The organism is Klebsiella sp. CB_Kp196 (assembly GCF_040061575.1).
Classification (GTDB): domain Bacteria; phylum Pseudomonadota; class Gammaproteobacteria; order Enterobacterales; family Enterobacteriaceae; genus Klebsiella; species Klebsiella michiganensis.
In genome coordinates, this window is the sequence record NZ_JBEAFH010000059.1 from 66,433 (window position 1) to 88,048 (window position 21,616).

General features: G+C 57.4%; 20 protein-coding genes. 5 read left to right on the forward strand and 15 right to left on the reverse strand.

Annotation, left to right across the window (positions count from 1 at the left end):
- Positions 1-60: 60 nt before the first annotated feature.
- The 5 genes from iscA to trmJ form a co-directional block, all read right to left on the reverse strand.
- Entirely contained in the window at positions 61-384 is a 324-nt protein-coding gene (gene iscA, locus ABLU87_RS21845; protein ID WP_004104506.1) for an iron-sulfur cluster assembly protein IscA, read from the reverse strand.
- A gap of 19 nt (positions 385-403) precedes the next feature.
- Positions 404-790, reverse strand: coding sequence for a Fe-S cluster assembly scaffold IscU (iscU, locus tag ABLU87_RS21850; protein WP_002913991.1), 387 nt, complete (start codon positions 788-790; stop codon positions 404-406).
- A 26-nt stretch (positions 791-816) separates the two neighbouring features.
- A complete protein-coding gene (gene iscS / locus ABLU87_RS21855) occupies positions 817-2,031 on the reverse strand; it encodes a cysteine desulfurase (RefSeq protein WP_004134936.1) in 1,215 nt (404 codons plus the stop codon).
- A 176-nt stretch (positions 2,032-2,207) separates the two neighbouring features.
- Positions 2,208-2,699: a Fe-S cluster assembly transcriptional regulator IscR gene (gene iscR / locus ABLU87_RS21860; protein WP_004853217.1), complete on the reverse strand. Its 492-nt coding sequence runs from the start codon at positions 2,697-2,699 to the stop codon at positions 2,208-2,210.
- Between the two features lie 237 nt (positions 2,700-2,936).
- Positions 2,937-3,677, reverse strand: coding sequence for a tRNA (cytosine(32)/uridine(32)-2'-O)-methyltransferase TrmJ (trmJ, locus tag ABLU87_RS21865; RefSeq protein WP_025106595.1), 741 nt, complete (start codon positions 3,675-3,677; stop codon positions 2,937-2,939).
- Between the two features lie 120 nt (positions 3,678-3,797).
- On the opposite strand from trmJ, the gene suhB reads away from it, so the two are divergent.
- The gene (gene suhB, locus ABLU87_RS21870; RefSeq protein ID WP_004853221.1) at positions 3,798-4,601 is read left to right on the forward strand and encodes an inositol-1-monophosphatase; all 804 of its coding nucleotides are present in this window, start codon (positions 3,798-3,800) and stop codon (positions 4,599-4,601) included.
- A gap of 54 nt (positions 4,602-4,655) precedes the next feature.
- On the opposite strand, the gene ABLU87_RS21875 is transcribed toward suhB, so the two are convergent.
- Positions 4,656-5,636 (reverse strand): nickel/cobalt transporter, encoded by a 981-nt coding sequence (locus ABLU87_RS21875; RefSeq protein ID WP_122116705.1) that lies wholly within the window; start codon positions 5,634-5,636, stop codon positions 4,656-4,658.
- Entirely contained in the window at positions 5,627-6,265 is a 639-nt protein-coding gene (locus tag ABLU87_RS21880) for a DUF1007 family protein (protein WP_025106593.1), read from the reverse strand. Before ABLU87_RS21880 ends, ABLU87_RS21875 begins: the two co-directional genes overlap by 10 nt.
- A gap of 124 nt (positions 6,266-6,389) precedes the next feature.
- Here ABLU87_RS21880 and csiE point away from each other — a divergent pair, with 124 nt between their 5' ends.
- The gene (gene csiE, locus ABLU87_RS21885) at positions 6,390-7,667 is read left to right on the forward strand and encodes a stationary phase inducible protein CsiE (protein ID WP_048260586.1); all 1,278 of its coding nucleotides are present in this window, start codon (positions 6,390-6,392) and stop codon (positions 7,665-7,667) included.
- On the opposite strand, the gene ABLU87_RS21890 is transcribed toward csiE, so the two are convergent.
- The 4 genes from ABLU87_RS21890 to ABLU87_RS21905 all read right to left on the reverse strand — a co-directional run bounded on the left by ABLU87_RS21890 (position 7,664) and on the right by ABLU87_RS21905 (position 14,493).
- Positions 7,664-8,797, reverse strand: coding sequence for a 3-phenylpropionate MFS transporter (locus ABLU87_RS21890; RefSeq protein WP_004853228.1), 1,134 nt, complete (start codon positions 8,795-8,797; stop codon positions 7,664-7,666). The genes csiE and ABLU87_RS21890 overlap by 4 nt on opposite strands.
- Positions 8,798-8,874: 77 nt before the next feature.
- A complete protein-coding gene (locus ABLU87_RS21895; protein ID WP_122116706.1) occupies positions 8,875-9,711 on the reverse strand; it encodes an aldose 1-epimerase in 837 nt (278 codons plus the stop codon).
- Positions 9,711-11,147, reverse strand: a complete 1,437-nt coding sequence (locus ABLU87_RS21900) for a sugar porter family MFS transporter (RefSeq protein WP_025106590.1) — start codon at positions 11,145-11,147, stop codon at positions 9,711-9,713. The genes ABLU87_RS21895 and ABLU87_RS21900 overlap by 1 nt, the downstream gene beginning before the upstream one ends.
- 70 nt (positions 11,148-11,217) lie before the next feature.
- Complete coding sequence (locus ABLU87_RS21905; protein WP_122116707.1) at positions 11,218-14,493, reverse strand: DUF5107 domain-containing protein; 3,276 nt, start codon at positions 14,491-14,493, stop codon at positions 11,218-11,220.
- Between the two features lie 112 nt (positions 14,494-14,605).
- Between ABLU87_RS21905 and ABLU87_RS21910 the strand changes: the two genes are divergently transcribed.
- Together ABLU87_RS21910 and ABLU87_RS21915 are read left to right on the forward strand one after the other, a co-directional pair.
- Positions 14,606-15,802, forward strand: a complete 1,197-nt coding sequence (locus ABLU87_RS21910) for an ROK family transcriptional regulator (protein ID WP_122116708.1) — start codon at positions 14,606-14,608, stop codon at positions 15,800-15,802.
- 73 nt (positions 15,803-15,875) lie between these two features.
- Complete coding sequence (locus ABLU87_RS21915; RefSeq protein ID WP_014230382.1) at positions 15,876-16,298, forward strand: DoxX family protein; 423 nt, start codon at positions 15,876-15,878, stop codon at positions 16,296-16,298.
- A 55-nt stretch (positions 16,299-16,353) separates the two neighbouring features.
- Here ABLU87_RS21915 and glyA read toward each other — a convergent pair whose 3' ends face one another.
- On the reverse strand, positions 16,354-17,607 hold the full coding sequence (glyA, locus tag ABLU87_RS21920; RefSeq protein ID WP_009654385.1) for a serine hydroxymethyltransferase: 1,254 nt from the start codon (positions 17,605-17,607) through the stop codon (positions 16,354-16,356).
- Between the two features lie 325 nt (positions 17,608-17,932).
- Between glyA and hmpA the strand changes: the two genes are divergently transcribed.
- Positions 17,933-19,123 carry an NO-inducible flavohemoprotein gene (hmpA, locus tag ABLU87_RS21925; RefSeq protein ID WP_122116709.1) on the forward strand — a complete coding sequence of 397 codons (1,191 nt, stop codon included), beginning with the start codon at positions 17,933-17,935 and terminating at the stop codon, positions 19,121-19,123.
- Positions 19,124-19,181: 58 nt separating this feature from the next.
- Here hmpA and glnB read toward each other — a convergent pair whose 3' ends face one another.
- From glnB to qseG, 3 genes are all read right to left on the reverse strand, one after another.
- Complete coding sequence (gene glnB, locus ABLU87_RS21930; protein ID WP_002914032.1) at positions 19,182-19,520, reverse strand: nitrogen regulatory protein P-II; 339 nt, start codon at positions 19,518-19,520, stop codon at positions 19,182-19,184.
- A 65-nt stretch (positions 19,521-19,585) separates the two neighbouring features.
- A complete protein-coding gene (gene glrR / locus ABLU87_RS21935) occupies positions 19,586-20,923 on the reverse strand; it encodes a two-component system response regulator GlrR (protein WP_014230390.1) in 1,338 nt (445 codons plus the stop codon).
- On the reverse strand, positions 20,910-21,614 hold the full coding sequence (gene qseG, locus ABLU87_RS21940; protein WP_032750903.1) for a two-component system QseEF-associated lipoprotein QseG: 705 nt from the start codon (positions 21,612-21,614) through the stop codon (positions 20,910-20,912). Before qseG ends, glrR begins: the two co-directional genes overlap by 14 nt.
- Between the last annotated feature and the right edge of the window lie 2 nt (positions 21,615-21,616).

Genomic DNA, 21,616 nt, shown 5'->3' on the forward strand with positions numbered 1-21,616 from the left:
AACGAGATAAAGCAAACCCCACTTACGGACGTCCGCAGTGGGGTTTAGATTACATTGCGATTATACGTTAAAGCTTTCGCCGCAGCCGCACTCGTCTTTCACGTTCGGGTTGGTGAACTTAAACCCTTCGTTAAGACCTTCTTTGACGAAGTCCAGCTGCGTGCCGTCGAGGAACTGCAAACTCTTGCCGTCGATCACGACCTTCACGCCTTTGTCTTCAAACACGGTGTCTTCTGCCGCCGGCTCGTCAACAAACTCCAGTACATAAGCCATACCCGAGCAGCCGGAAGTTCTGACTCCCAGGCGCAGACCAAACCCTTTACCGCGGTTGGCCAGAAAGGTGTTGACTCGCGCTGCTGCACTGTCGCTTAAAGTAATCGACATAACAAACCTCAACTCTTAATTATTTTGCTTCACGTTTGCTTTTGTAATCCGCAATCGCGGCTTTAATCGCGTCTTCCGCCAGAATAGAGCAGTGAATTTTCACCGGCGGCAGCTCAAGCTCGTCTGCGATATCGGTGTTTTTGATCGCCTGAGCTTCGTCCAGCGATTTCCCTTTCACCCACTCGGTCACCAGGGAGCTGGAAGCAATAGCGGAACCGCAGCCGTAGGTCTTGAAACGCGCGTCTTCAATGATACCTTCATTGTTGACTTTAATCTGCAACTTCATCACGTCGCCGCACGCCGGTGCGCCAACCATGCCGCTGCCGACGTTTTCGTCGCTATTGTCGAAGGAGCCGACGTTGCGCGGATTCTCGTAATGATCGATAACTTTTTCGCTGTAAGCCATGATGAATTCTCCTTATTGGTGCCGAATTAGTGATGTGACCATTCAATGCTGTTCAGATCCACGCCCTGCTTGAACATTTCCCACAGCGGAGAAAGTTCGCGCAGACGACCAATGGAGTTGCGAACCAGATTGATGGTGTAGTCAATCTCTTCTTCGGTAGTAAAACGACCTAAAGAGAAACGAATAGAGCTATGCGCCAGCTCGTCGGTCATCCCCAGCGCGCGCAGCACGTAGGACGGCTCGAGGCTTGCGGAAGTACAGGCGGAACCGGAAGAGACCGCCAGGTCTTTCAGCGCCATAATCAGCGACTCGCCTTCAACGTAGTTAAAGCTGACGTTGAGAATGTTCGGCGCGCCCTGCTCGAGATCGCCGTTCAGGTAGACCTCTTCCATATCTTTTACGCCGTCCCACAGACGGTTACGCAGGCCGCGCAGGCGGGCCATTTCGCTTTCCATCTCTTCTTTCGCGATACGGTAAGCTTCACCCATACCGACGATCTGGTGGACAGGCAGCGTCCCGGAGCGCATGCCGCGCTCGTGACCGCCGCCGTGCATCTGCGCTTCGATACGAATACGCGGTTTACGACGCACGTACAGCGCGCCGATGCCTTTCGGGCCATAGATTTTGTGGCCGGAGAAGGACATCAGATCAACTTTCAGCTGGCTCAGGTCGATAGGCAGTTTGCCCACGCTCTGGGTCGCGTCAACGTGGTAAATGATACCGCGGGCGCGGCACATCTCGCCGATGGTAGCGATATCCTGCACCACGCCGATTTCGTTATTCACGTGCATAATGGAAACAAGGATGGTGTCATCACGCATCGCGGCTTCCAGCTCTTTTAAATCGATAATGCCGTTACGCTGCGGGGCGAGGTAGGTCACTTCAAACCCTTCGCGCTCCAGCTGACGGCAGGTGTCCAGCACGGCTTTATGTTCGGTTTTGCTGGTGATGATGTGCTTGCCTTTTTTCTGATAAAAGTTGGCTGCACCTTTAATCGCCAGGTTGTCGGATTCCGTCGCGCCGGAGGTAAAAACGATTTCGCGCGGGTCAGCGCCGACCAGCTCGGCAATCTGATTACGGGCGATATCTACCGCCTCTTCAGCCTGCCAGCCAAAACGGTGTGAACGCGAGGCCGGGTTACCAAAGGTCCCGTCCAGGGTCAGGAACTGCATCATTTTCTCGGCAACACGCGGGTCCACCGGCGTGGTTGCGGAGTAATCGAGATAGATCGGTAATTTCATTGCTCTATAAACTCCGTACATCGCTTCAATGCAAGGAATCAGGCAACCGGCTGGATGTACGACCGAGTACACAGGATGTCGGAACATCCTGGCCTGATTCGAAAATCTTTTTTATCTTTTTTACTCAGCTCGTTTCAGCTTGCAGCCGATAGCTGCAAGATGAAACTGAACGAGAACTACGCGCGCAGTTTGACGTCGATGGCGTCCTGAGCGCGGGTGCTACGCTGGGATTCATGGTTGTGCTGACGGCCGGAGACATCAAGGATTTCCTGGTTATTCACCAGTTCGCCCAGCGTGATGTTATTCAGAAAACCGGTCAGTCGCTCGCTCAGATCGCGCCACAGCGCGTGAGTCAGACACTTATCGCCGCCCTGGCAACCGCCTTTACCCTGACAACGGGTGGCGTCAACGGATTCGTCCACTGCGCTGATAACTTCGCCAACCGCGATGCTACCCGCTTCTTTACCTAACAGATAACCGCCGCCTGGACCACGTACGCTGGAAACCAGGCCATTTTTGCGCAGGCGAGAGAACAGCTGTTCCAGATAGGAAAGCGAAATTCCCTGACGCTCTGAAATATCAGCCAACGGAACCGGACCCGATTCAGAGTTGAGCGCAACGTCAAGCATCGCGGTCACGGCATAACGCCCTTTAGATGTCAGTCTCATGTCTTACTTAACCTCAAACTCGCCCCTGCCCGGGCTTTTTATTAATATGGGTATTGCATAGCAAGGGCAAGTCTGACATTCCCGAGTAAATTGGTCAACTATTTACTTGACTGTTTTAGTCAGGTATTTGGCTTTCCGTGCCGTTTCACTTCAGCGCTGCCTGGTGCCCTCGCCCCGGCCCTCTCCCACAAGGAGAGAGGGAGCCCGCAGTACCGCGCCGCCGGGCAACGGCGTGCACTATGACTCTTTATTTTTCTGCTGCTGCTCAATTGACGCCAGCATGCCGCGCAGGATGTTCAGCTCCTGGCTTTCCGGGCGGGCGCGGGTAAACAAACGGCGCAGCTTGTTCATCACCTGGCCCGGGTGGCTGGCGCGGATAAACCCGGTTGCCAGCAGCGTCTGCTCCAGATGACCGTAGAAACGCTCTAAATCATCCACCAGCGGATACGGGGTTTCTTCATGCTCGACAACAGGTTCATTTTGCTCCTGCGCCGCCAGCCAGGCCATACGCACTTCATAGGAGATAACCTGCACCGCCATCGCCAGGTTCAGCGAGCTGTATTCCGGGTTGGCAGCGATTGCCACATGGTAGTGACACTTCTGCAGCTCTTCGTTAGTCAGGCCGACGCGTTCGCGGCCAAATACCAGCGCGATCGGCGCATGCTGTGCTTCGGCAACGCTTTTCAGGCCGCATTCACGCGGGTCGAGCATCGGCCACGGCAGCGTACGGGAGCGCGCGCTGGTCCCCACGACGAGGCTACAGCCCGCCAGCGCTTCATCAAGGGTATCAACGATGTGGGCATTGCCAATGACGTCGCTGGCACCGGCCGCCAGAGCGATGGCCTGAGAATCGGGTTTGACCAGAGGATTGACCAGCCACAGGTTGGTTAACCCCATGGTTTTCATTGCGCGGGCGACGGAGCCCATATTGCCGGTGTGTGAGGTTTCTACCAGTACGATTCGAATATTTTGCAGCATTATGGTTCTTCGGCTAAAGATTATTCGTGCATGCTATCATAAAACGAAGACATAAGGAGATTTCACTGTTACTATATGCGCCGTTTTTTCCCGTTCTTTAACATCCAGTGAGAGATACCGATGCATCCGATGCTGAACATCGCCGTGCGCGCAGCGCGCAAGGCGGGTAATTTAATTGCCAAGCACTACGAAACCCCTGACTCCGTAGAAACCAGCCAGAAAGGCAGCAATGATTTTGTGACTAACGTCGATAAAGCCGCCGAGGCGATGATTATCGAAACCATTCGCAAATCTTACCCGCAGCACACCATCATCACCGAAGAAAGCGGTGAGCACGCTGGTGAAGATCAGGATGTTCAATGGGTTATCGATCCACTGGATGGCACCACCAACTTCGTCAAACGTCTGCCGCACTTCTCCGTCTCCATCGCCGTACGCATTAAAGGCCGTACTGAAGTGGCCGTGGTTTACGATCCGATGCGTAACGAACTGTTCACCGCGACCCGCGGTCAGGGCGCGCAGCTGAACGGCTACCGCCTGCGCGGCAGCAGCGCTCGCGATCTGGATGGCACGATCATCGCCACCGGCTTCCCGTTCAAAGCAAAACAGCACGCGACCTCTTACATGAACATCCTCGGCAACATGTTCACCGAATGCGCGGATTTCCGCCGCACCGGTTCCGCTGCCCTGGATCTGGCCTACGTTGCCGCTGGCCGGGTTGACGGTTACTTTGAAATCGCGCTGAAACCGTGGGATTTCGCGGCAGGCGAGCTGATCGCCCGTGAAGCAGGCGCTATCGTCTGCGACTTTACCGGCGGCCATAACTACCTGCTGACCGGCAACATCGTTGCAGGTAACCCGCGCGTCGTTAAAGCGATGCTGGCCAATATGCGCGAGCATCTGAGTGAAGCGCTGAAGCGTTAATTTCTCACCGCATGAAAAACCAAAAGGAAGCCGCGGCTTCCTTTTTTTATCGCATTAAAACGGCCGCAGGCCGCCGCCCGATGGCATCGCGCTACTCCACATCACGATAGCCGCCGCCAGTAAAATCACGCCGCCGGCCAGCGCCAGCGTTGCCCAACCGATCTGCTTCCACAGCGCCGGCGCCCGATTCGCGCTCAGCCTGACCGCCAGCTGGCGGAAACCATGAACCAGCAGCGCCAGCGCGCTAATCGTCAGCGAGGTTCCCGCCGCCATCGCCATCGCGGCCGCCATGCCCCAGCCAAATACGCCGATAACCTTGCTGAACAACAGCACCATAATGGCTCCGGAGCAGGGCCGCATCCCCATTGACAGCACGATAGCCAGCCGCGCCCGCCAGTCATCGCCGCTTTGCAGCTGTTCCGGCGCCGGCAGATGCTGGTGCCCGCAGCCGCAGCTGGCGTGATGAACGTGATGCGCGGTGAAGGCGGTGAATGTCGGTCGGCGCAGCAGCATCCGCAGCTTTTTCAGCGCCCGCCAGCACAGCAAAAGGCCCAGCGCGCCGACCAGCAGATAGCTTCCCTTTTCCAGCCAGAAGCTGCTCAGATGCAGCTGTCTTGCCGGCAGCCGCAGCAGCGTCAGTACCACCACAACTAAGGCGATGGCCACCAGTCCCTGCAGCAACGAAGCGGCCAGCGTCAGGCCGATGCTCGATTTCAGCTTCGACGGATGGGTTGCCAGCCAGGTGGTTATGACCACCTTGCCGTGCCCCGGCCCCAGCGCATGCAGGATGCCGTAGGCGAAGCTAAACCCCAGCAGCGACAGCCCGGCGGCGGCAGGATTCTCCGCAACCGCCTGCAGAAGCCGACTCAGTTCGACATTCAGCGCGCGCTGCCAGACCGCGCTTTGCAGCAGCACCTGCGGCCAGGCCCGCCATAGCCAGAAGCCAGCTCCGGCTGCCAGCAGCAGAAACAGCGCCAGCGGCCACAGCTGACACCAGCGCGGCGAACGGCCGGTTTGAGCAAAAATCACTGACATTGCAGCGTCACCTTTTGCGCGAAGTAATTCCCCAGTTCCATATCCTCCGGCGGCGCATCCGCCTTATCCAGCGACTGCGCGTAGGACAACATTTTTTCGTTAGGCTTCGGCGTCATCACTTTTGCCGTGCAGCTTGTCTTCATCGCCGTCGGTAGTGTGAAGTCTGCGTCTTTGTCGTAATACATATCAACATAATAGGTCGGGTCGTAGGTGGAAAAGGTGAAGGTTTGCCCGGCCAGAGGCTGCGGCTTCGCCAGCGGCAGGGTAAAGGTGAGCACCGCCTGATGACCGCTGCGTTCAAGGCCATAACCAGCGGGCCGATTATCAAACTTCACCCGCTGGCCGTTGTGCCATAGCTCGCTGAAATAGTGCTGGCCCAGCACGTTCGCCATCACTTCCGCCGCCAGCTTTTTCCAGATTTCGCTACCGGGTTTAGCGTTGCCCGCATCATAGAGCAGATCGGCGGAGGTGATTTCATCCATCGTCCAGCGCATTTTAAAGCCGGTGAGCAGCCCATTTTCCGCCACGGCCTCCGTTTGCAAACTGATGAAACTGTGCGGATGCGCCGCCGCAGATAGCGATAAAAACATGAAAAACGCTACGCTGACGCATTGTTTCACTCTCTTCATCTGTTCCTCGCGTGAAAAATTCTGTGAACCCCGCCAGCAATCCTGATGTAAAGACCCGGAAATGCCCTGTTCACCCTCAATACATTAACTACTCTTAACGAAAACCCTAACTGGAACTAACCGGATGATGACAGTGATTGAACCACCATCTGTGCTTTCCAGTCCACAGCGCCGTAGCCAGGTGCTCCTGATGTTTTATCTGCCCGGGCAGTCCGTGACGCCCGAATGGCTGGGTAACCTCACCCAGGTTGATGAGGATACCGCCCGGCAGGACATTGCGGAGACGGGACGCGAGATTCAGCGTTATCACCGCTTGACCCTTGCTTCACAAGCGGACGGCAGCTATCGGATGGAAGGCGCCGCGCTCGATCAACGCTTATGCCTGCTGCACGGCCTGCGCCGCGGGCTGCGCCTGTGCCCACATTTTGTCAGCCACCATTTTACCCCGGCATTGAAAACGCAGCTTAAACAGCAGGGTATCGCACGCACGCTGTATGACGACACCAATCTTCAGGCATTGGTCAACCGCTGCTCGCGCGCCCTGAACCGGCAGTTTGACTGCCGCGACGTGCATTTTCTGCGTCTTTATTTACAGTATTGTTTGCTGCAGCACCACCTTGGACAGAGCCCCACTTTCACCCACGAGCAGCAGCGCTGGGCGCAAGCCGCCGCCGAGTTCTCCCTCGCCGAGGAGATTGTCCGCCACTGGCAGCGGCGGGTTGCGGCAACGCCCCATGCCGGAGAGCAGCTGTTTCTGGCCCTGCTGTTTATGCTGTTGAAAACCCCCGATCCTATCCGCGATGGTCATCAGCACGATCGCCGTCTGCATCTGGCCATTTCCGGACTGATTCACCGCTTTCAGGACCTGGCGGGCCGTCCGTTTAGCGATGAACAGGGGCTGAGCGATCAGCTCTATATTCACCTTTCGCAGGCGCTACACCGCAGCGTTTTCGCTATCGGTATCGATAACGCGCTGCCGGAGGAGATTGGCCGTCTTTATCCCCGCTTGATGCGCACAACGCAGGCTGCGCTGGAGGAGTTTGAAGCCAGCTGGCAGGTACGCTTTAGCCAGGAGGAAGTCAGTTTAATCGCGGTGATCTTCGGCGCCTGGCTGATGCAAAAAAGCGATCTGCAGGAGAAACAGGTGGTTCTGCTGACCGATGATAACCCGGACCTTGAGCAGTCGCTGGAGCAGCAGCTGCGCGAGTTAACCCTGCTGCCGCTCAATATAAAGTATTTGAGCGTGAGCACCTTTCAGAAAGAGGGCGCGCCGAAGGAAGTGACGCTGATCGTCACTCCCTATGCCACGGCGCTGCCGCTGTTTTCGCCGCCGCTGTTTCACGCCGAAGAGACGTTCAGCGATCATCAGCAGCAGCAGATTTGCAAAATGCTGGAGGCCTAAGCCACCGCTTTTGGCCGCACCACCAGCGCCGGTAAGGCCACCAGCGCCATCACCCAGAAAACGCCCTGGTGCAGATGCTGGTAGAGGAAACCGGCAAAGACCGTCATCACCGCAATGCTGCCGCCCATCGCGACGGCGGAGTAGACCGCCTGCAGGCGGATCACTTCGCTGCCCTGACGCGCCGCAATGTAGCGCATCGCCGCCAGATGGCACACCGTAAAGGTGCCGCAGTGGAGGATCTGCGCGACGATAAGCCAGGGTAGCGCCGTCGTCCAGCCCATCAACGTCCAGCGAATTAGCCCGCACACCGCGGACAGCAGCAGCAGATCGCGGGCGCTAAAGCGGCGGAAGACTTTTTTGCTCAGCGCGAAAATCACCACTTCCGCCACGACGCCAAGCGACCACAGGTAGCCCACGGCGGAGGCGGAATACCCCGCTTCCTGCCAGTAGATAGCGCTAAATCCGTAGTAGGCGGCGTGCGCGCCCTGCAGCAAACAGACGCAGGCGAGGAAGCGCCAGCTTTGCCTCACCAGCGTAAGCCAGGCCGCCAGGCCGGCCGCTTCCTGCTGGCGGGATTCGCCCTGCGGCTGCACCGACGGCTTCAGCAGCATGCCGAGCAGCATGGAGGCAATACCGACGCTGAGCATCACCAGTATCATCCGGTAGTCATACAGGCTGACCAGCTTCCCGGTCAGCGCCGAGCCAATGACGAAAGCTATCGACCCCCACAGGCGCACGCGCCCGTAGTCCATGGTGATCTGCTTTTGCCAGGTATTCGCCAGCGCGTCGGTCAGCGGCACCAGCGGCGAGAAAAAGAGGTTAAAGCCGACGATAATCACCATCAGCCAGGCAACCTGGTGGCCGATCCAAAATGCGAGCGCAAAGAGCAGCGTCAGCAGCGCCAGAATGCGCAGAGAAGAGATAAGACGGGACGGGTCGCTGACCCGCGGCGCAATCAGCAGGCTGCCAAGAAAGCGCGACACCAGCCCGGCGCCGAGCAGCATGCCGATGGTTTCCGGCGTCAGGCCAAGTCCGGAAAGCCAGACGCTCCAGAAAGGCAGGAAGATGCCGTAGCTAAAAAAATAGGTGAAGTAACTTAGCGCCAGCCAGCGCGTGGAGTGTAAGACCATGATTCCCTCCCGAATGGAGGCGACAGTCTGGCGATAAAGCGGGGCGGGCGCAAGATACCCTCGCCCCAGATATGGCGCTATTCGCGCCCCTGTACGTCTATTTTCAGCGAAAAACTCAGCGTATCTCCGGCGCCTAAAACCCGCAGCCCCGGCTGTCCGTCCATGTTATGGGCGTTTACCGGATGACTTTGCGGCTCGAGGCAAAGGAACGGCTCGCCCTGCATTCTGAAAAGCATCAACCACGGAGTTTGCGAAAGAATTGTGATATCCATCACATCACTACTCACCCTCGCCCGCCCGCTCCAGCCGGAATAGCCCACGTTCAGCCAGCGATCCTCACCGTACTGCGCGTGGCTGAAATCGGCGTAGCCGGGCAACTGGCCTTGCCAGCCGAGAGGAAGATGCTGCTCCCCTTCCGGCCAGTAGCCGGCGGCTGCAAACTGCACCGTACCGCGCTTATCAAAAGGAAAAAACGGATGAAAACCGTAGCCATAGGGGATGGGCGTGCTACCGCAGTGGGTAAGCGTCAGAGCAGCCACCAGCTGGTTACGCAGCAGCTGGTAGCGGATCTGCGCCAGGTAATCGAAACCGCAGGCATGCTGCCGACGCAGCTGTAACACGCAATAGTCGCCGCCGCGCGCAATCATATCCCAGCGCTGCAGCCAACCGTCGCCGTGGAGAAAAAAATGCGCGTCGGCGTGGTGGCGAGGCAGAACTATCTCACGTCCCTGAAAAATAAAGCGGTTCCCGGCGACGCGATTGGCCAGCGGCAGCATCGGAAACATGCCGCCGGCGGGGTTTTCATACAGCACCGGCGCCTGATAATGCCGCGAGTATAAACTTTGCACTTTGCCGCCCAGAGAAGCGACGCGCATCCGCAGATGCGCGTTTTCCAGAATCCACTCTTCCGCCATTAGCGCGTCTGCTCCTGCTTCATCGCCTGAGCGCCCGCATGACGTTGCGCCAGCTGCTCTTCCAGGGCTTCGAGAGTGACCCCCTTCGTTTCCGGCACGTTGCGCAGAATATAGAGGTAGCCGGCAGCGCAAATGACGCCATACAGCAGGAAACTGCCCGCCGCGCCCAGTCCGGCATTAAGCAGCGGGAAAGTGTAGGTTAACAAGAAACAGGCAATCCACAGCGCCAGGGTGCCTAAGGACATCGCGAGTCCGCGAACGCGGTTGGGGAAGATTTCCGCCAGCAGTACCCAGGTAACCGGCGCCAGGGTCAAGGCGTAAATAGCAATCGCCGCCAGCACCAGCAGCAGAACGGGCCAGCCCATGATGCCCATGCCATAGGCGGCGGCAATCAGAACATAGATCAGCGTCAACCCTGAGGCACCGAGCAGCATTAATTTACGGCGGCCGATTTTATCCACCAGCGGCAGCGCGGCGAGGGTAAACACCAGGTTGACGATCCCCGTTGCGACGATCGATTTCAGCGTGCTGTTAATATCGAATCCCGCCGAGGCAAAAATCTCCTGCGCGTAGTTAAAGATGACGTTAATTCCGCACCACTGCTGGAAGACGGCGAGGACCATACCAATGATAACGATCGGTTTAACCTGCGGAGCCAGCAGCGCGCCGTAGGAGATTTTATGGTTATCTTTTTCCAGCGTGTGCGCGATGTCGCGTAATATCCTGTCGGCATAGTCGGCGGAGCCAATGCGCTCCAGCGCGGCCCGGGCGCGATCCGGCTTACCGGCCTTCATGAGCCAGCGCGGCGACTCAGGAACAAAAAACATCAGCACCAAAAACGCCAGCGCAGGCACCAGTTCCGCGCCGAACATCCAGCGCCAGCCCATCTGCCCGTTCCAGGTCTCCACAATCATCTGCTGCGTCGCCCCCGTCGCTACGGGTTCCGCAATCATCAGGTTGATAAGCTGAGCGGCCAGCACGCCAATCACGATAGTGAGCTGGTTTATCGCAACAAAGCGCCCTCTTTTTTCTGCCGGGCTGACTTCCGCGATGTAAAGCGGGCTGAGCGCGGATGCCAGACCAATGCCCACGCCGCCCACAATGCGGTAAACCACAAACATGTCGAAACTGCTGGCAACCGCCGTCCCCCACGCCGAGGCGCTGAACAGCACGGCGGAAAGTATTAAGGGCAGCTTGCGCCCCAGTTTATCGGCGCACCATCCCGAGATTAATGCGCCGAAAACGCAGCCCACCAGCGCTGAGCTCATTGCCCAGCCGGACTGCGCCGGGTCGGTAATGGAAAACCAGGCTTCATAAAACGGCTTTGCGCCGCCAATCACCACCCAGTCATAGCCAAAGAGTAAACCACCGCAGGCGGCGACCAGACAGATAGTCCAGACGTAGCCCATTTTCAGATGTGTCTGCGCGTTATTCATAATGATTCCTCTATAAGGGAAACGCAGGGAACAGTAGGGTTCAGGCGGGCCAGGCCCGCCCGTTTCAGGTTCAGGAAAACATGCCGCTTTGCAGGGCATGACGAATCAGATGCGCCTTATCATGAGCCGGGTTCAGCTGCAGCAGCCGCTGCATCGCCTGCTGGCTGGCGGATACGTTGCCCAGCCCCAGATGGCCCAGCGCTTCAATAAACAAACAGTGCTGCTGATGCTGCTGCTGCGCTGAAACATCGAGCACCACCAGATCCGGGAGAGAGACGGCAAAAAAGTCGGCTTGCGGAACGTCATCCCGATGCTGCCTGGCCCAGGCGATAAAATTCTGGAAGTGCTGCTCGGCCTGCGCCGGATTACCGCTCTTACGCAGCGCGATGCCCTGCCAGAAAAGGTAATCGGCGGGCTGATCGTTGTAGTAACGCCCGGCGTCCAGCGTTGAGCCCCCTTGCAGGGCAAGCTGGTAATATTCCGCTGCCCGGTGCGCATCCCCAGTCTGTTCCGCGCAATAGCCCAGCAAATACCAGATATCGTTGTCCGTCTGCCCGGGCAGCCGCCCCTCTCCCAGGTTATCGGGATAGCGTAACGCTTCATTCAGGCAGCGAGCGGCCTGCGTGAACGCCTTACGTTCGATCAACTGTAAAGCGCGATGGAGCTGATTGAGCAAATACTGGCCGGTAACTTTCCCCTCCCCGCCTTCCCAGGGATGAAATACGCGCGTACCGAGAATAGCGGCGGCATCGGCATAATGGCCGGCCGCGTTCCACAGGCTTAACAGCTCAGCGGTCAGGTCATCCCGTTTCAGCACCACCGCTTTGCGCGCCGCCAGCGTTTCCAGTCGTTCGTTTACCGGCGTACCCAGTGATTTTTTCAGGAAATCAAGCTCAAAGAGGAAGCGCGCGTTTTCGGGCTCAAGCTCTACGGCCCGCTGCAGATAAGCCAGCGCCTGCGCGGCATCCTGTTGTTTGTTCCAGGCGTAGACCCCCAGCAGACGATGAGCGGGCGCATAGTCGGGAGATTTTTCCAGCGTCTCGCGCCAGCAGCTTACCGCCTCTTCATAGCGACGTTTGCTGTACCAGAAGCAACCGAGCAGATAGCGGGCAAAAGCGCTATCGCTCAGGGTTTGCAGCATCTGGACTTCATCGAGCGTATTGGGGAAACGCACTTTTCGCGCATGGCAGCACTCGGCTTCGGCAATTAACCGTTGCCGTTTATTCGCATCATCGCTTAACGAGGCGCGCCACAGCATCGGCAGCGCCTCCTGGCAATCCAGAACCTCAAGCACCTCCTTCGCCGCCTGCTTCTGACCGATGGAGAGCAGCCAGCCCGCCAGCAGGCTGCCGTTGATCCCTCTGCGCCCCGTTACGCGCAGCAGGCCCGCGCGCGACTCATCGCCCGGCGCAATCATCCAGCGCGCGCAGTGCAGCGGATAGCTCAACGGGTATTGTTCGAGGCAGACGACAATATACGCCTGTGCCTCTTTCGTCCGCCCGCTGTTCGCTAACGCCAGCGCTTTCAGCCCCATAGCCAGATGGTTGCTGGCGTTAAACTGCAGGCTGGTGTTGACCTTTTCCAGCGCGTCGGCGGTATCGCCACGCTTCATCGCCAGCCTTGCCAGCGCCCACCAGGCGGCATCGCGGCAGTTACCGCTCCAGGACGCTTTGTAATAGCAATCCCATGCTCCAGCTTCATCGCCCTGCCTTTCCAGCGCGCTGCCAAGCAGCATGCTGGCTTCGCCATCGCGCGGATTTTTATTCAGACGATGGGCGCGAAGTAGCGCGGCCCGGGCACATTGCTCCGCCAGCCCCCAGTCGGCGCAATTAAACGCCAGCGTCCCGAGGGCAACATTATTGCGGTAATCCTGCGGATCGAGGGCTATCGCCCGGCGATAGTAATCCGCGGCATAGCGGCTTGCATGATTGTATTGTTCAAGATGCTGGCCGATAAAATAGAGCTCATCGCCGTTGTGAATCTCTTCCGGCATCGCCGGCGCGCAGGCAGGTTCGGGCAGGGGCGTCTGCTGAGTAATATGTTCCTGATAATCCAGCAGCGGCTGGTTGTCTGCGGTTTTCACCTTAATGGTTAAGCGCCGGGCGTCATTTTCCGGCAGCGTATGCTGCCAGCTCTCGCCGGGCTTCAGCGTAAGCTGAGTTTCATACAGCGGCTGCTTTTCCGCGCTGAGTTCAACAACAATATTTTCCAGCGGCGCAATGGCGTAAACGCCGAGCTGCAGCTGCTCCGTCTCACGAACCAGCTTCAGCGCCAGCTGCGTATTGGCATTTTGCACCATCCCCAGCTCGCTGTAGGGAAGGAAGTTTTGCACAAACACCTTCTCTTCATAAGGCGCAAGCCAGGTAAAGTCAGGCTGGTTATCGGTGTAGACGCCGGTCATCAACTCGATATAGGGGCCATTTTCGTCGGTCAGATTGCGGTCCCACGCCTGGCCAAAGTCGCCATAGCCCCAGCTCCACTGTTTTTTGCCCGGCGAGACGTGATGGTCGGCAACATGCAGCAGCCCACCGCGCTCGTCGTGGTGATAAGCGCCGACAAAGTCGTAGTCCGATTTCTCCGCCATATACGAGGTGGGTACCGGAACGTTTTTATACCGGGAGATATCGACGCCCGCAGAATAGTCCACTTTGTAGTAGGTGCCGGTGGCGATGGGAAAAGCGGAAACATCGCGCTTGCCGTGATCGAATACGGCGGTGACGTCGGGTGGAAACACGCTCTGGTGAGCATCGCCGCCTTTGACCGCCGGGTTGGCCCACCACAGGAAATGACGCGGCGTTGCGTTACCATTAAAAACCTTACCGGTGATTTCAATCAGCGCGCGGTCAGGATAGAGAGTAAACCCGGTCATGACCTGCAAACCGCGCATGGGCTCCGCTTCCCCCATCCATACGGTCTGCACGCCGTTTTCCCCGCGCTGGATCGAAAAATCGACCGGCATAAAGGTCGTCGGGCGGTGATGCTGCGGCCAGTTGAACTCGATACCGCCGGAGATCCAGGGCCCCAGTAGCCCTACCAGGGCGGGCTTAACGACTTCATTGTAATAGACAAAATCGCGCAGTTTGACTTTGTCATACGCCCGGTGAATACGTCCGCCAAGCTCCGGCAGCAGCATGATACGAATGAAATCATTCTCCATCCATACTGCCTGATAATCGCGCATTTCACGCTCGCCGGTCAGGGTATCTATCACGCCGTAGGGATAGACGTTGCCGGAGGAACCCTGATAAACGCGCTTTTCCAGAAACATGGGGTTCGGATCCTCCGCCCCCGTCGTCCACGTAGGTAATGTAATTGTTTCCTGCCAGACCTTAACCGAACCGTACATGACGCCTCCACTAAACGAAATAAAGTAAAACTTGCTATAGGAGGAGTTTATATCGCCATTTAGCTGCTAAAATGCGCAACGCTCACGCAATATAGTTAAGGGAGTTAAGTGTATGCAGCGCACCGGTTTGAATAACGCCCGGGTCAGGCAGGCCAACAAATCTATTTTTCTCTCCCACCTCTGGCGGGAGAAACAGCTCAGTAAATCCCAGCTTTCCCAGCTCACCGGGCTCTCTATTCCGGCTGTGAGCAACATTCTTGCCGAACTGCTTAGCGAGGGATTGATCGGCCATTCCACGGAAAAAATGAGCAAGCGCGGCGTGAACAGCGGAAGCTACCAGATCCCCGAACACGGTGCCTGGACGCTATGCATGAATATCACGCCGACCAGCATTGAGTATCAGCTTGCCGATGCCCGACTGCTGGCGGTTGACGGCCACCAGCATTTGCCCATCGATGCCCCCACGCCGCAGGCCCTTCTGGAGGCCATCGTGGAATGCTGGCGACGTATACACCGCCGCTACCCGCAGCACAGCATCAATCTCGCGCTTGGCGTTCATGGGCAGGTTGATCCGGTAAACGGGGTGTCACAAACCATGCCCCAGGCGCGCTGGAAAACGCCGATTGAAATAAAGTATCTGCTGGAGGAACAGCTCGGCGTGCAGGTGCGGGTGGATAATGACTGCGTGATGCTGGCGCTGGCGGAGAAGTGGCAGCATCAGGGTATACAGCTGGATTTTTGCGTGATTAACGTCGATTACGGTATCGGCTCGTCATTTGTGATTAACGATCAGATTTATCGAGGAAGCCTCTACGGCAGCGGGCAGATAGGACACACGATTGTGAATCCTGACGGCAAGGCCTGCGACTGCGGGAGATACGGTTGCCTCGAAACCGTAGCGTCCCTCAGCGCGTTGAAAAAGCAGGCGCGGATGTGGCTCAAAACGCAGCCGGAAGCGCAGCGCTCTCCCGAGCAATTAACCACGGCATCGCTCATTGAAGCCTGGGAACAGGGAGACGTGCATATTCGCGCATGGGTTGATAGCGCGGCCAACGCCATTGGCTTAAGCCTTTATAATTTCTTAAATATTTTGAATATTAATCAGATCTGGCTATACGGACGCAGCTGCGCCTTTGGCGAACAATGGCTGGAAAGTATCGTTAAACAAACCGGCTTTAATCCCTTTGACCACGGCGATACGCCGCGAGCGCACGCCACTCAAATCGGCTTTGGCAAACTGACCCGCGCCCAGCAGCTGATGGGGATCGGTTATCTGTACGTGGAGGAACAGCTGCAAACGCTGCGTTAATCGTCAGCGGACGTGGCGGAGCGCAAATTTGTGTATTACGTTTAAATCACACGTCTCTCATAACGAGCTGATTATGAACACTCTACGCTATTTTGACTTTGGCTCCTCCCGCTCTCTGCTGCTGCTGATTGCGCGTATCGCGGTGGTGGTGCTGTTTATTCTTTTCGGCTATCCCAAGCTGCTCGGCTTTAGCGGCACGGTGCAGTACATGGCCTCCTCCGGCGCGCCGATGCCAACGCTTGCGGCCATCATTGCCATTATTATGGAAGTGCCGGCGGCCATTTTAATTGTGCTGGGCTTTTTCACCCGCCCGCTGGCGGTGATCTTTATTTTTTATACCCTCGGTACCGCGGTGATTGGCCATCACTACTGGAATATGACCGGCGATGCGGTTCTGCCGAACATGATTAACTTCTGGAAAAACATCAGTATTGCCGGCGCCTTCCTGCTGCTGGCGATAACCGGTCCCGGGGCGATTTCGCTCGACCGCCGCTAATCAACAAACGCAAAAAAGGCCGCATCAGCGGCCTTTTTGATGTCAACGCTAACGCTTACGCATAAACCGGGAAGCGTGCGCAGATATCCAGCACTTTACCCTTCACGCGCTCAATGACCGCTTCGTCATTGATGTTGTCCAGCACGTCGCACATCCAGCCGGCCAGCTCTTTCACTTCCGCTTCTTTAAAGCCGCGACGGGTGACCGCCGGAGAACCGATACGGATGCCGGAGGTCACAAACGGGCTCTTCGGATCGTTCGGCACGCTGTTTTTGTTGACGGTGATATTAGCACGGCCCAGCGCAGCGTCCGCTTCTTTACCGGTCAGGTTTTTATCGACCAGATCCAGCAGGAACAGGTGGTTTTCAGTACCGCCGGAAACCACTTTGTAGCCGCGGTTCAGGAACACTTCTACCATTGCCTTCGCGTTTTTCGCTACCTGCTGCTGGTAAACTTTGAACTCCGGCTCCATCGCTTCTTTCAGCGCAACGGCTTTCGCCGCGATAACGTGCATCAGCGGGCCGCCCTGGGCGCTCGGGAATACGGCAGAGTTCAGTTTTTTGTACAGCTCTTCGCTGCCGCCTTTCGCCAGGATCAGGCCGCCGCGCGGACCGGCCAGGGTCTTGTGGGTAGTGGTGGTCACGACGTGGGCATGCGGAACCGGGTTCGGGTAAACGCCAGCGGCGATCAAACCGGCAACGTGGGCCATGTCGACGAACAGGTATGCGCCGATGCTGTCAGCGATTTCGCGCATTTTTGCCCAGTCAACCACGCCGGAATAAGCGGAGAAACCACCGATAATCATCTTCGGTTTATGTTCCTGAGCCTGCTTAGCCATGTCTTCATAGTCAATTTTACCGGACTCATCGATGCCGTAAGGAATGATGTTGTACAGTTTGCCGGAGAAGTTGACCGGGGAGCCGTGAGTCAGGTGACCACCCTGCGCCAGGTTCATACCCAGAACGGTATCGCCCGGCTGCAGCAGAGCGGTATAGACCGCGAAGTTAGCCTGGGAGCCGGAGTGCGGCTGCACGTTAGCGTAGTCAGCGCCGAACAGCTCTTTGGCGCGATCGATAGCCAGCTGCTCTACGATATCGACGTATTCACAGCCGCCGTAGTAGCGCTTGCCCGGATATCCTTCAGCGTATTTGTTGGTCAGCTGAGAGCCCTGCGCCTGCATAACGCGCGGGCTGGTGTAGTTTTCGGAGGCGATCAGTTCGATGTGCTCTTCCTGACGTACTTTTTCTTGCTCCATAGCCTGCCACAGTTCGGCATCATAATCGGCAATGTTCATTTCACGCTTTAACATCCGCATCTCCTGACTCAGCTAACAATAAAATTTCGGCCTAAAAAGGCGGTCCACCTGGACAACGGCCCACAGTATAACTGAATCATTCTGCGATAACAGGTCTTGACAAAGGATTTTACGCAAACGATTGGCTCGGCGTTACACAAGGCTTTGAGCAATAAAGCACCTTCGATTATCAACGGATTTCTTTTCAGGTTTGTGATGCAAATAATTCATGTTGTAACTGCCTTACGGCAAAGTGTTAAAGAACCATTTACAAAGCAGGGTTATTTTTATAAGATGCATTTAATATGCATCATTAAGATAACCTATAAAGGAAGCTGCTATGCTCGACGCGCAAACCATCGCTACGGTGAAAGCCACCATCCCTCTGCTGGTTGAAACCGGTCCGAAACTGACCGCCCATTTTTACGACCGCATGTTTACTCATAATCCCGAACTCAAAGAAATCTTTAATATGAGTAATCAGCGCAACGGCGACCAGCGCGAGGCGCTGTTCAACGCCATTGCCGCCTATGCCAGCAATCTTGAGAACCTGCCCGCCCTGCTGCCGGCGGTGGAAAAAATCGCCCAGAAGCACACCAGCTTCCAGATCCAGCCCGAGCAGTACAATATTGTCGGCACCCACCTGCTGGCCACCCTTGACGAGATGTTCAGCCCGGGTCAGGAAGTGCTGGATGCCTGGGGCAAGGCCTACGGCGTGCTGGCCAACGTCTTTATTAATCGTGAAGCGCAAATCTACAGCGAAAGCGCCAGTAAAACCGGCGGCTGGGAAGGCACCCGCGCGTTCCGCATCGTCAGAAAAACGCCGCGCAGCGCGCTGATTACCAGCTTTGAGTTTGAGCCGGTCGACGGCGGCGCGGTCGCTGAATACCATCCGGGCCAGTACCTGGCGGTCTGGCTGAAGCCGGAAGGCTTTCCGCATCAGGAAATTCGTCAGTACTCTTTGACCCGCAAACCCGACGGCAAAGGCTATCGCATTGCGGTTAAGCGTGAAAACGGCGGCCAGGTTTCAAACTGGCTGCATGATTCTGCGAAAGAAGGCGACGTGATTTACCTGGCCGCGCCGGCCGGCGATTTTTTCCTCAACGTGGCGCCGGAAACGCCGGTCACGCTGCTCTCCGGCGGCGTCGGTCAGACGCCGATGCTGGCGATGCTGGACACGCTGGCAAAAGCACAGCATCCGGCGCAGGTGAACTGGTTCCACGCGGCAGAGAATGGCGACGTGCACGCCTTCGCGGAGGAAGTGAAAGCGCTGGGTGAAACCCTGACGAAGTTTACTTCTCACGTCTGGTACCGCAGCCCGAGCGAAACGGACCGTGACGCCGGCGCGTTTGACAGCGAAGGTTTGATGGATTTATCGGCCCTGGCCGACAAGATCGGCGACCCGCAGATGCAGTTCTATCTCTGCGGCCCGGTGGCGTTTATGCAGTTTGCCGCGAAGCAGCTGGTAGATCTGGGCGTGAGCAGCGGCAACATTCATTACGAGTGCTTCGGCCCGCACAAGGTGCTGTAAACAGAGCGATGGATGCAGGCGGCCCGGAAATTATCGGGCCGCCATTCGGTTTGTCAGCTTAAATCGCCGCGTCGTCTTCTTCGCCGGTGCGGATACGAATCACGCGCGCGACATCGAAAACAAAGATCTTACCGTCGCCGATTTTGCCGGTCTGCGCCGTACGGATAATGGTATCCACGCAGGTATCGACGATATCATCGGTGACAACGATTTCGATTTTCACTTTCGGCAGAAAATCGACCATATACTCCGCGCCGCGATACAGCTCGGTATGCCCCTTCTGGCGGCCAAAACCTTTCACTTCCGTTACCGTCATCCCGGTGATGCCGACTTCGGCCAGCGCTTCACGCACGTCATCCAGTTTGAAGGGTTTAATAATCGCATCAATCTTTTTCATGGTGTTCCTGTTTTAGTCGCGTAACCGGTTGCTAACCGTATCATAACTTGCGTCATCACGCGGAGCTACTCTTTAAAGTCGTTAGCGTCGAGCTCGTGGCGCGACAGCAGCTTATAAAATTCGGTGCGGTTGCGCCCCGCCATCCGCGCCGCATGCGTGACGTTGCCTTTAGTGATTTGCAGCAGCTTGCGCAGGTAATTGAGCTCAAACTGATTCCGCGCCTCAACAAAGGTCGGCAGCGCGGTGTTTTCCCCTTCCAGCGCCTGCTCCACCAGGGCGTCGCTAATGACCGGCGAAGAGGTTAGCGCCACGCACTGCTCAATCACGTTCACCAGCTGGCGCACGTTGCCCGGCCATTTTGCGGCCATCAGCCGCTTCATCGCATCGGTGGAGAACGCGCGAACAAAGGGTTTGTGGCGATCGGCGGACTGGCGCAGCAGATGGTTCGCCAGCAGCGGAATATCTTCCGTACGCTCGGCCAGCGGCGGGATTTTCAGATTCACCACGTTGAGACGATAAAACAGATCTTCGCGAAACTCGCCGCGCGCCATGGCCTTCGGCAGGTCGCGATGGGTCGCAGAAATAATCCGCACATCAATGTCGATATCGCGGTTGCTGCCCAGCGGGCGCACTTTACGCTCCTGCAGGACGCGCAGCAGTTTAACCTGCAGCGCCACCGGCATATCGCCGATTTCATCAAGAAACAGGGTCCCGCCTTCTGCAGCCTGGAATAGCCCCTCGCGATTGCTGACCGCGCCGGTAAAAGCGCCGCGGGCGTGGCCAAACAGCTCTGACTCCAGCAGCTGCTCGGGAAGCGCGCCGCAGTTAATGGCGACAAAAGGTTTATCGCGGCGCGGGCTGGCGTTATGAATTGCCTGGGCGACAATCTCCTTGCCGGTACCGCTCTGGCCGTTAATCAGTACGCTGACGTCCGACTGCGCCACCATCCCGGCCTGCTCCAGCAGACGCTCCATCAGCGGGCTGCGGGTCACAATCGCCTGGCGCCAGCGCTCATCGGTGGTGGGCGCGCTCTGCTCCAGCGCGTCATCAATCGCTTTATACAGAGCGTCTTTATCCACCGGCTTGGTGAGAAAGCTAAATACGCCCTGCTGGGTCGCGGCAACGGCGTCCGGAATGGAACCGTGCGCGGTGAGAATGATCACCGGCATTCCCGGCTGAACCTTCTGGATTTCGCTGAACAGCTGGAGGCCGTCCATCTCGTCCATCCGCAGGTCGCTGACCACCAGGTCGACTTTGTCGCGGCTCAGGGTGCGCAGGGCCTCCGGCCCGCTCTCGGCGGTCAGTACGCTGTATCCTTCGCTGACAAGACGCATGCCCAGCAGCTTCAGCAGCCCCGGATCGTCGTCCACCAGCAGCAGGCGGGCGGGTTTACGGATCGTCATGAATCACCTCCGGGACCTTCTCGCCGCCGTGCCCGGCGTCCGGGCTGAAGTTCCCGCCGGGTTTACGGCTGGAGAGCTGGCGCTCGATGTCGGTGAGATTCTCCAGCTTGCGGGTCGTCAGTTCGAGCTGACTGCGAAGTTCAATTTCCTGCTGACGCAGCGTCTCCAGCTCCGCATCGCTTGACTGCTGCAATTTGGCGTAGCGGGAGCGCTCCTCAATCAGCTGAAGCTGCCGGCCCTGGGCATCGCGCCAGAGCTGATAAAGCGGGCGAACCTGGGCGGCGATTTGCGGGCTGAAGGCATCCAGACTGGCCACCAGATCGCGACGTTCGTTGGGCGTAATTTTGGCATCGGCCAGTAAAATGCCGCGTTTAAAGGCATCCTGCCAGCTGTTGGCATCGTGCTGCCGGGCTTCAGCCCGCGCCTGTACCGGAGCAAGGCGATCCGCGCAGTCAATTCCCCGCAGCCAGTAAAGCGGGTTTTTATCACTGGCCTCGCTTTGCAGGCTCCAGATGTCGGCGCACTCCACCGAAAGAAAATCGGCGACCTGATGCTGCGGCAGCGCGGAGAGCGTTTTGCCATCCGCGGCGTGTGGTGATGTAGAGGCGGAACATCCCGCCAGCGCCAGGCAGGACATGCCTGACAGCAGCCATCCCCTGAGGGGACGGACAAGTGCGAAGAAGTGGGACATAT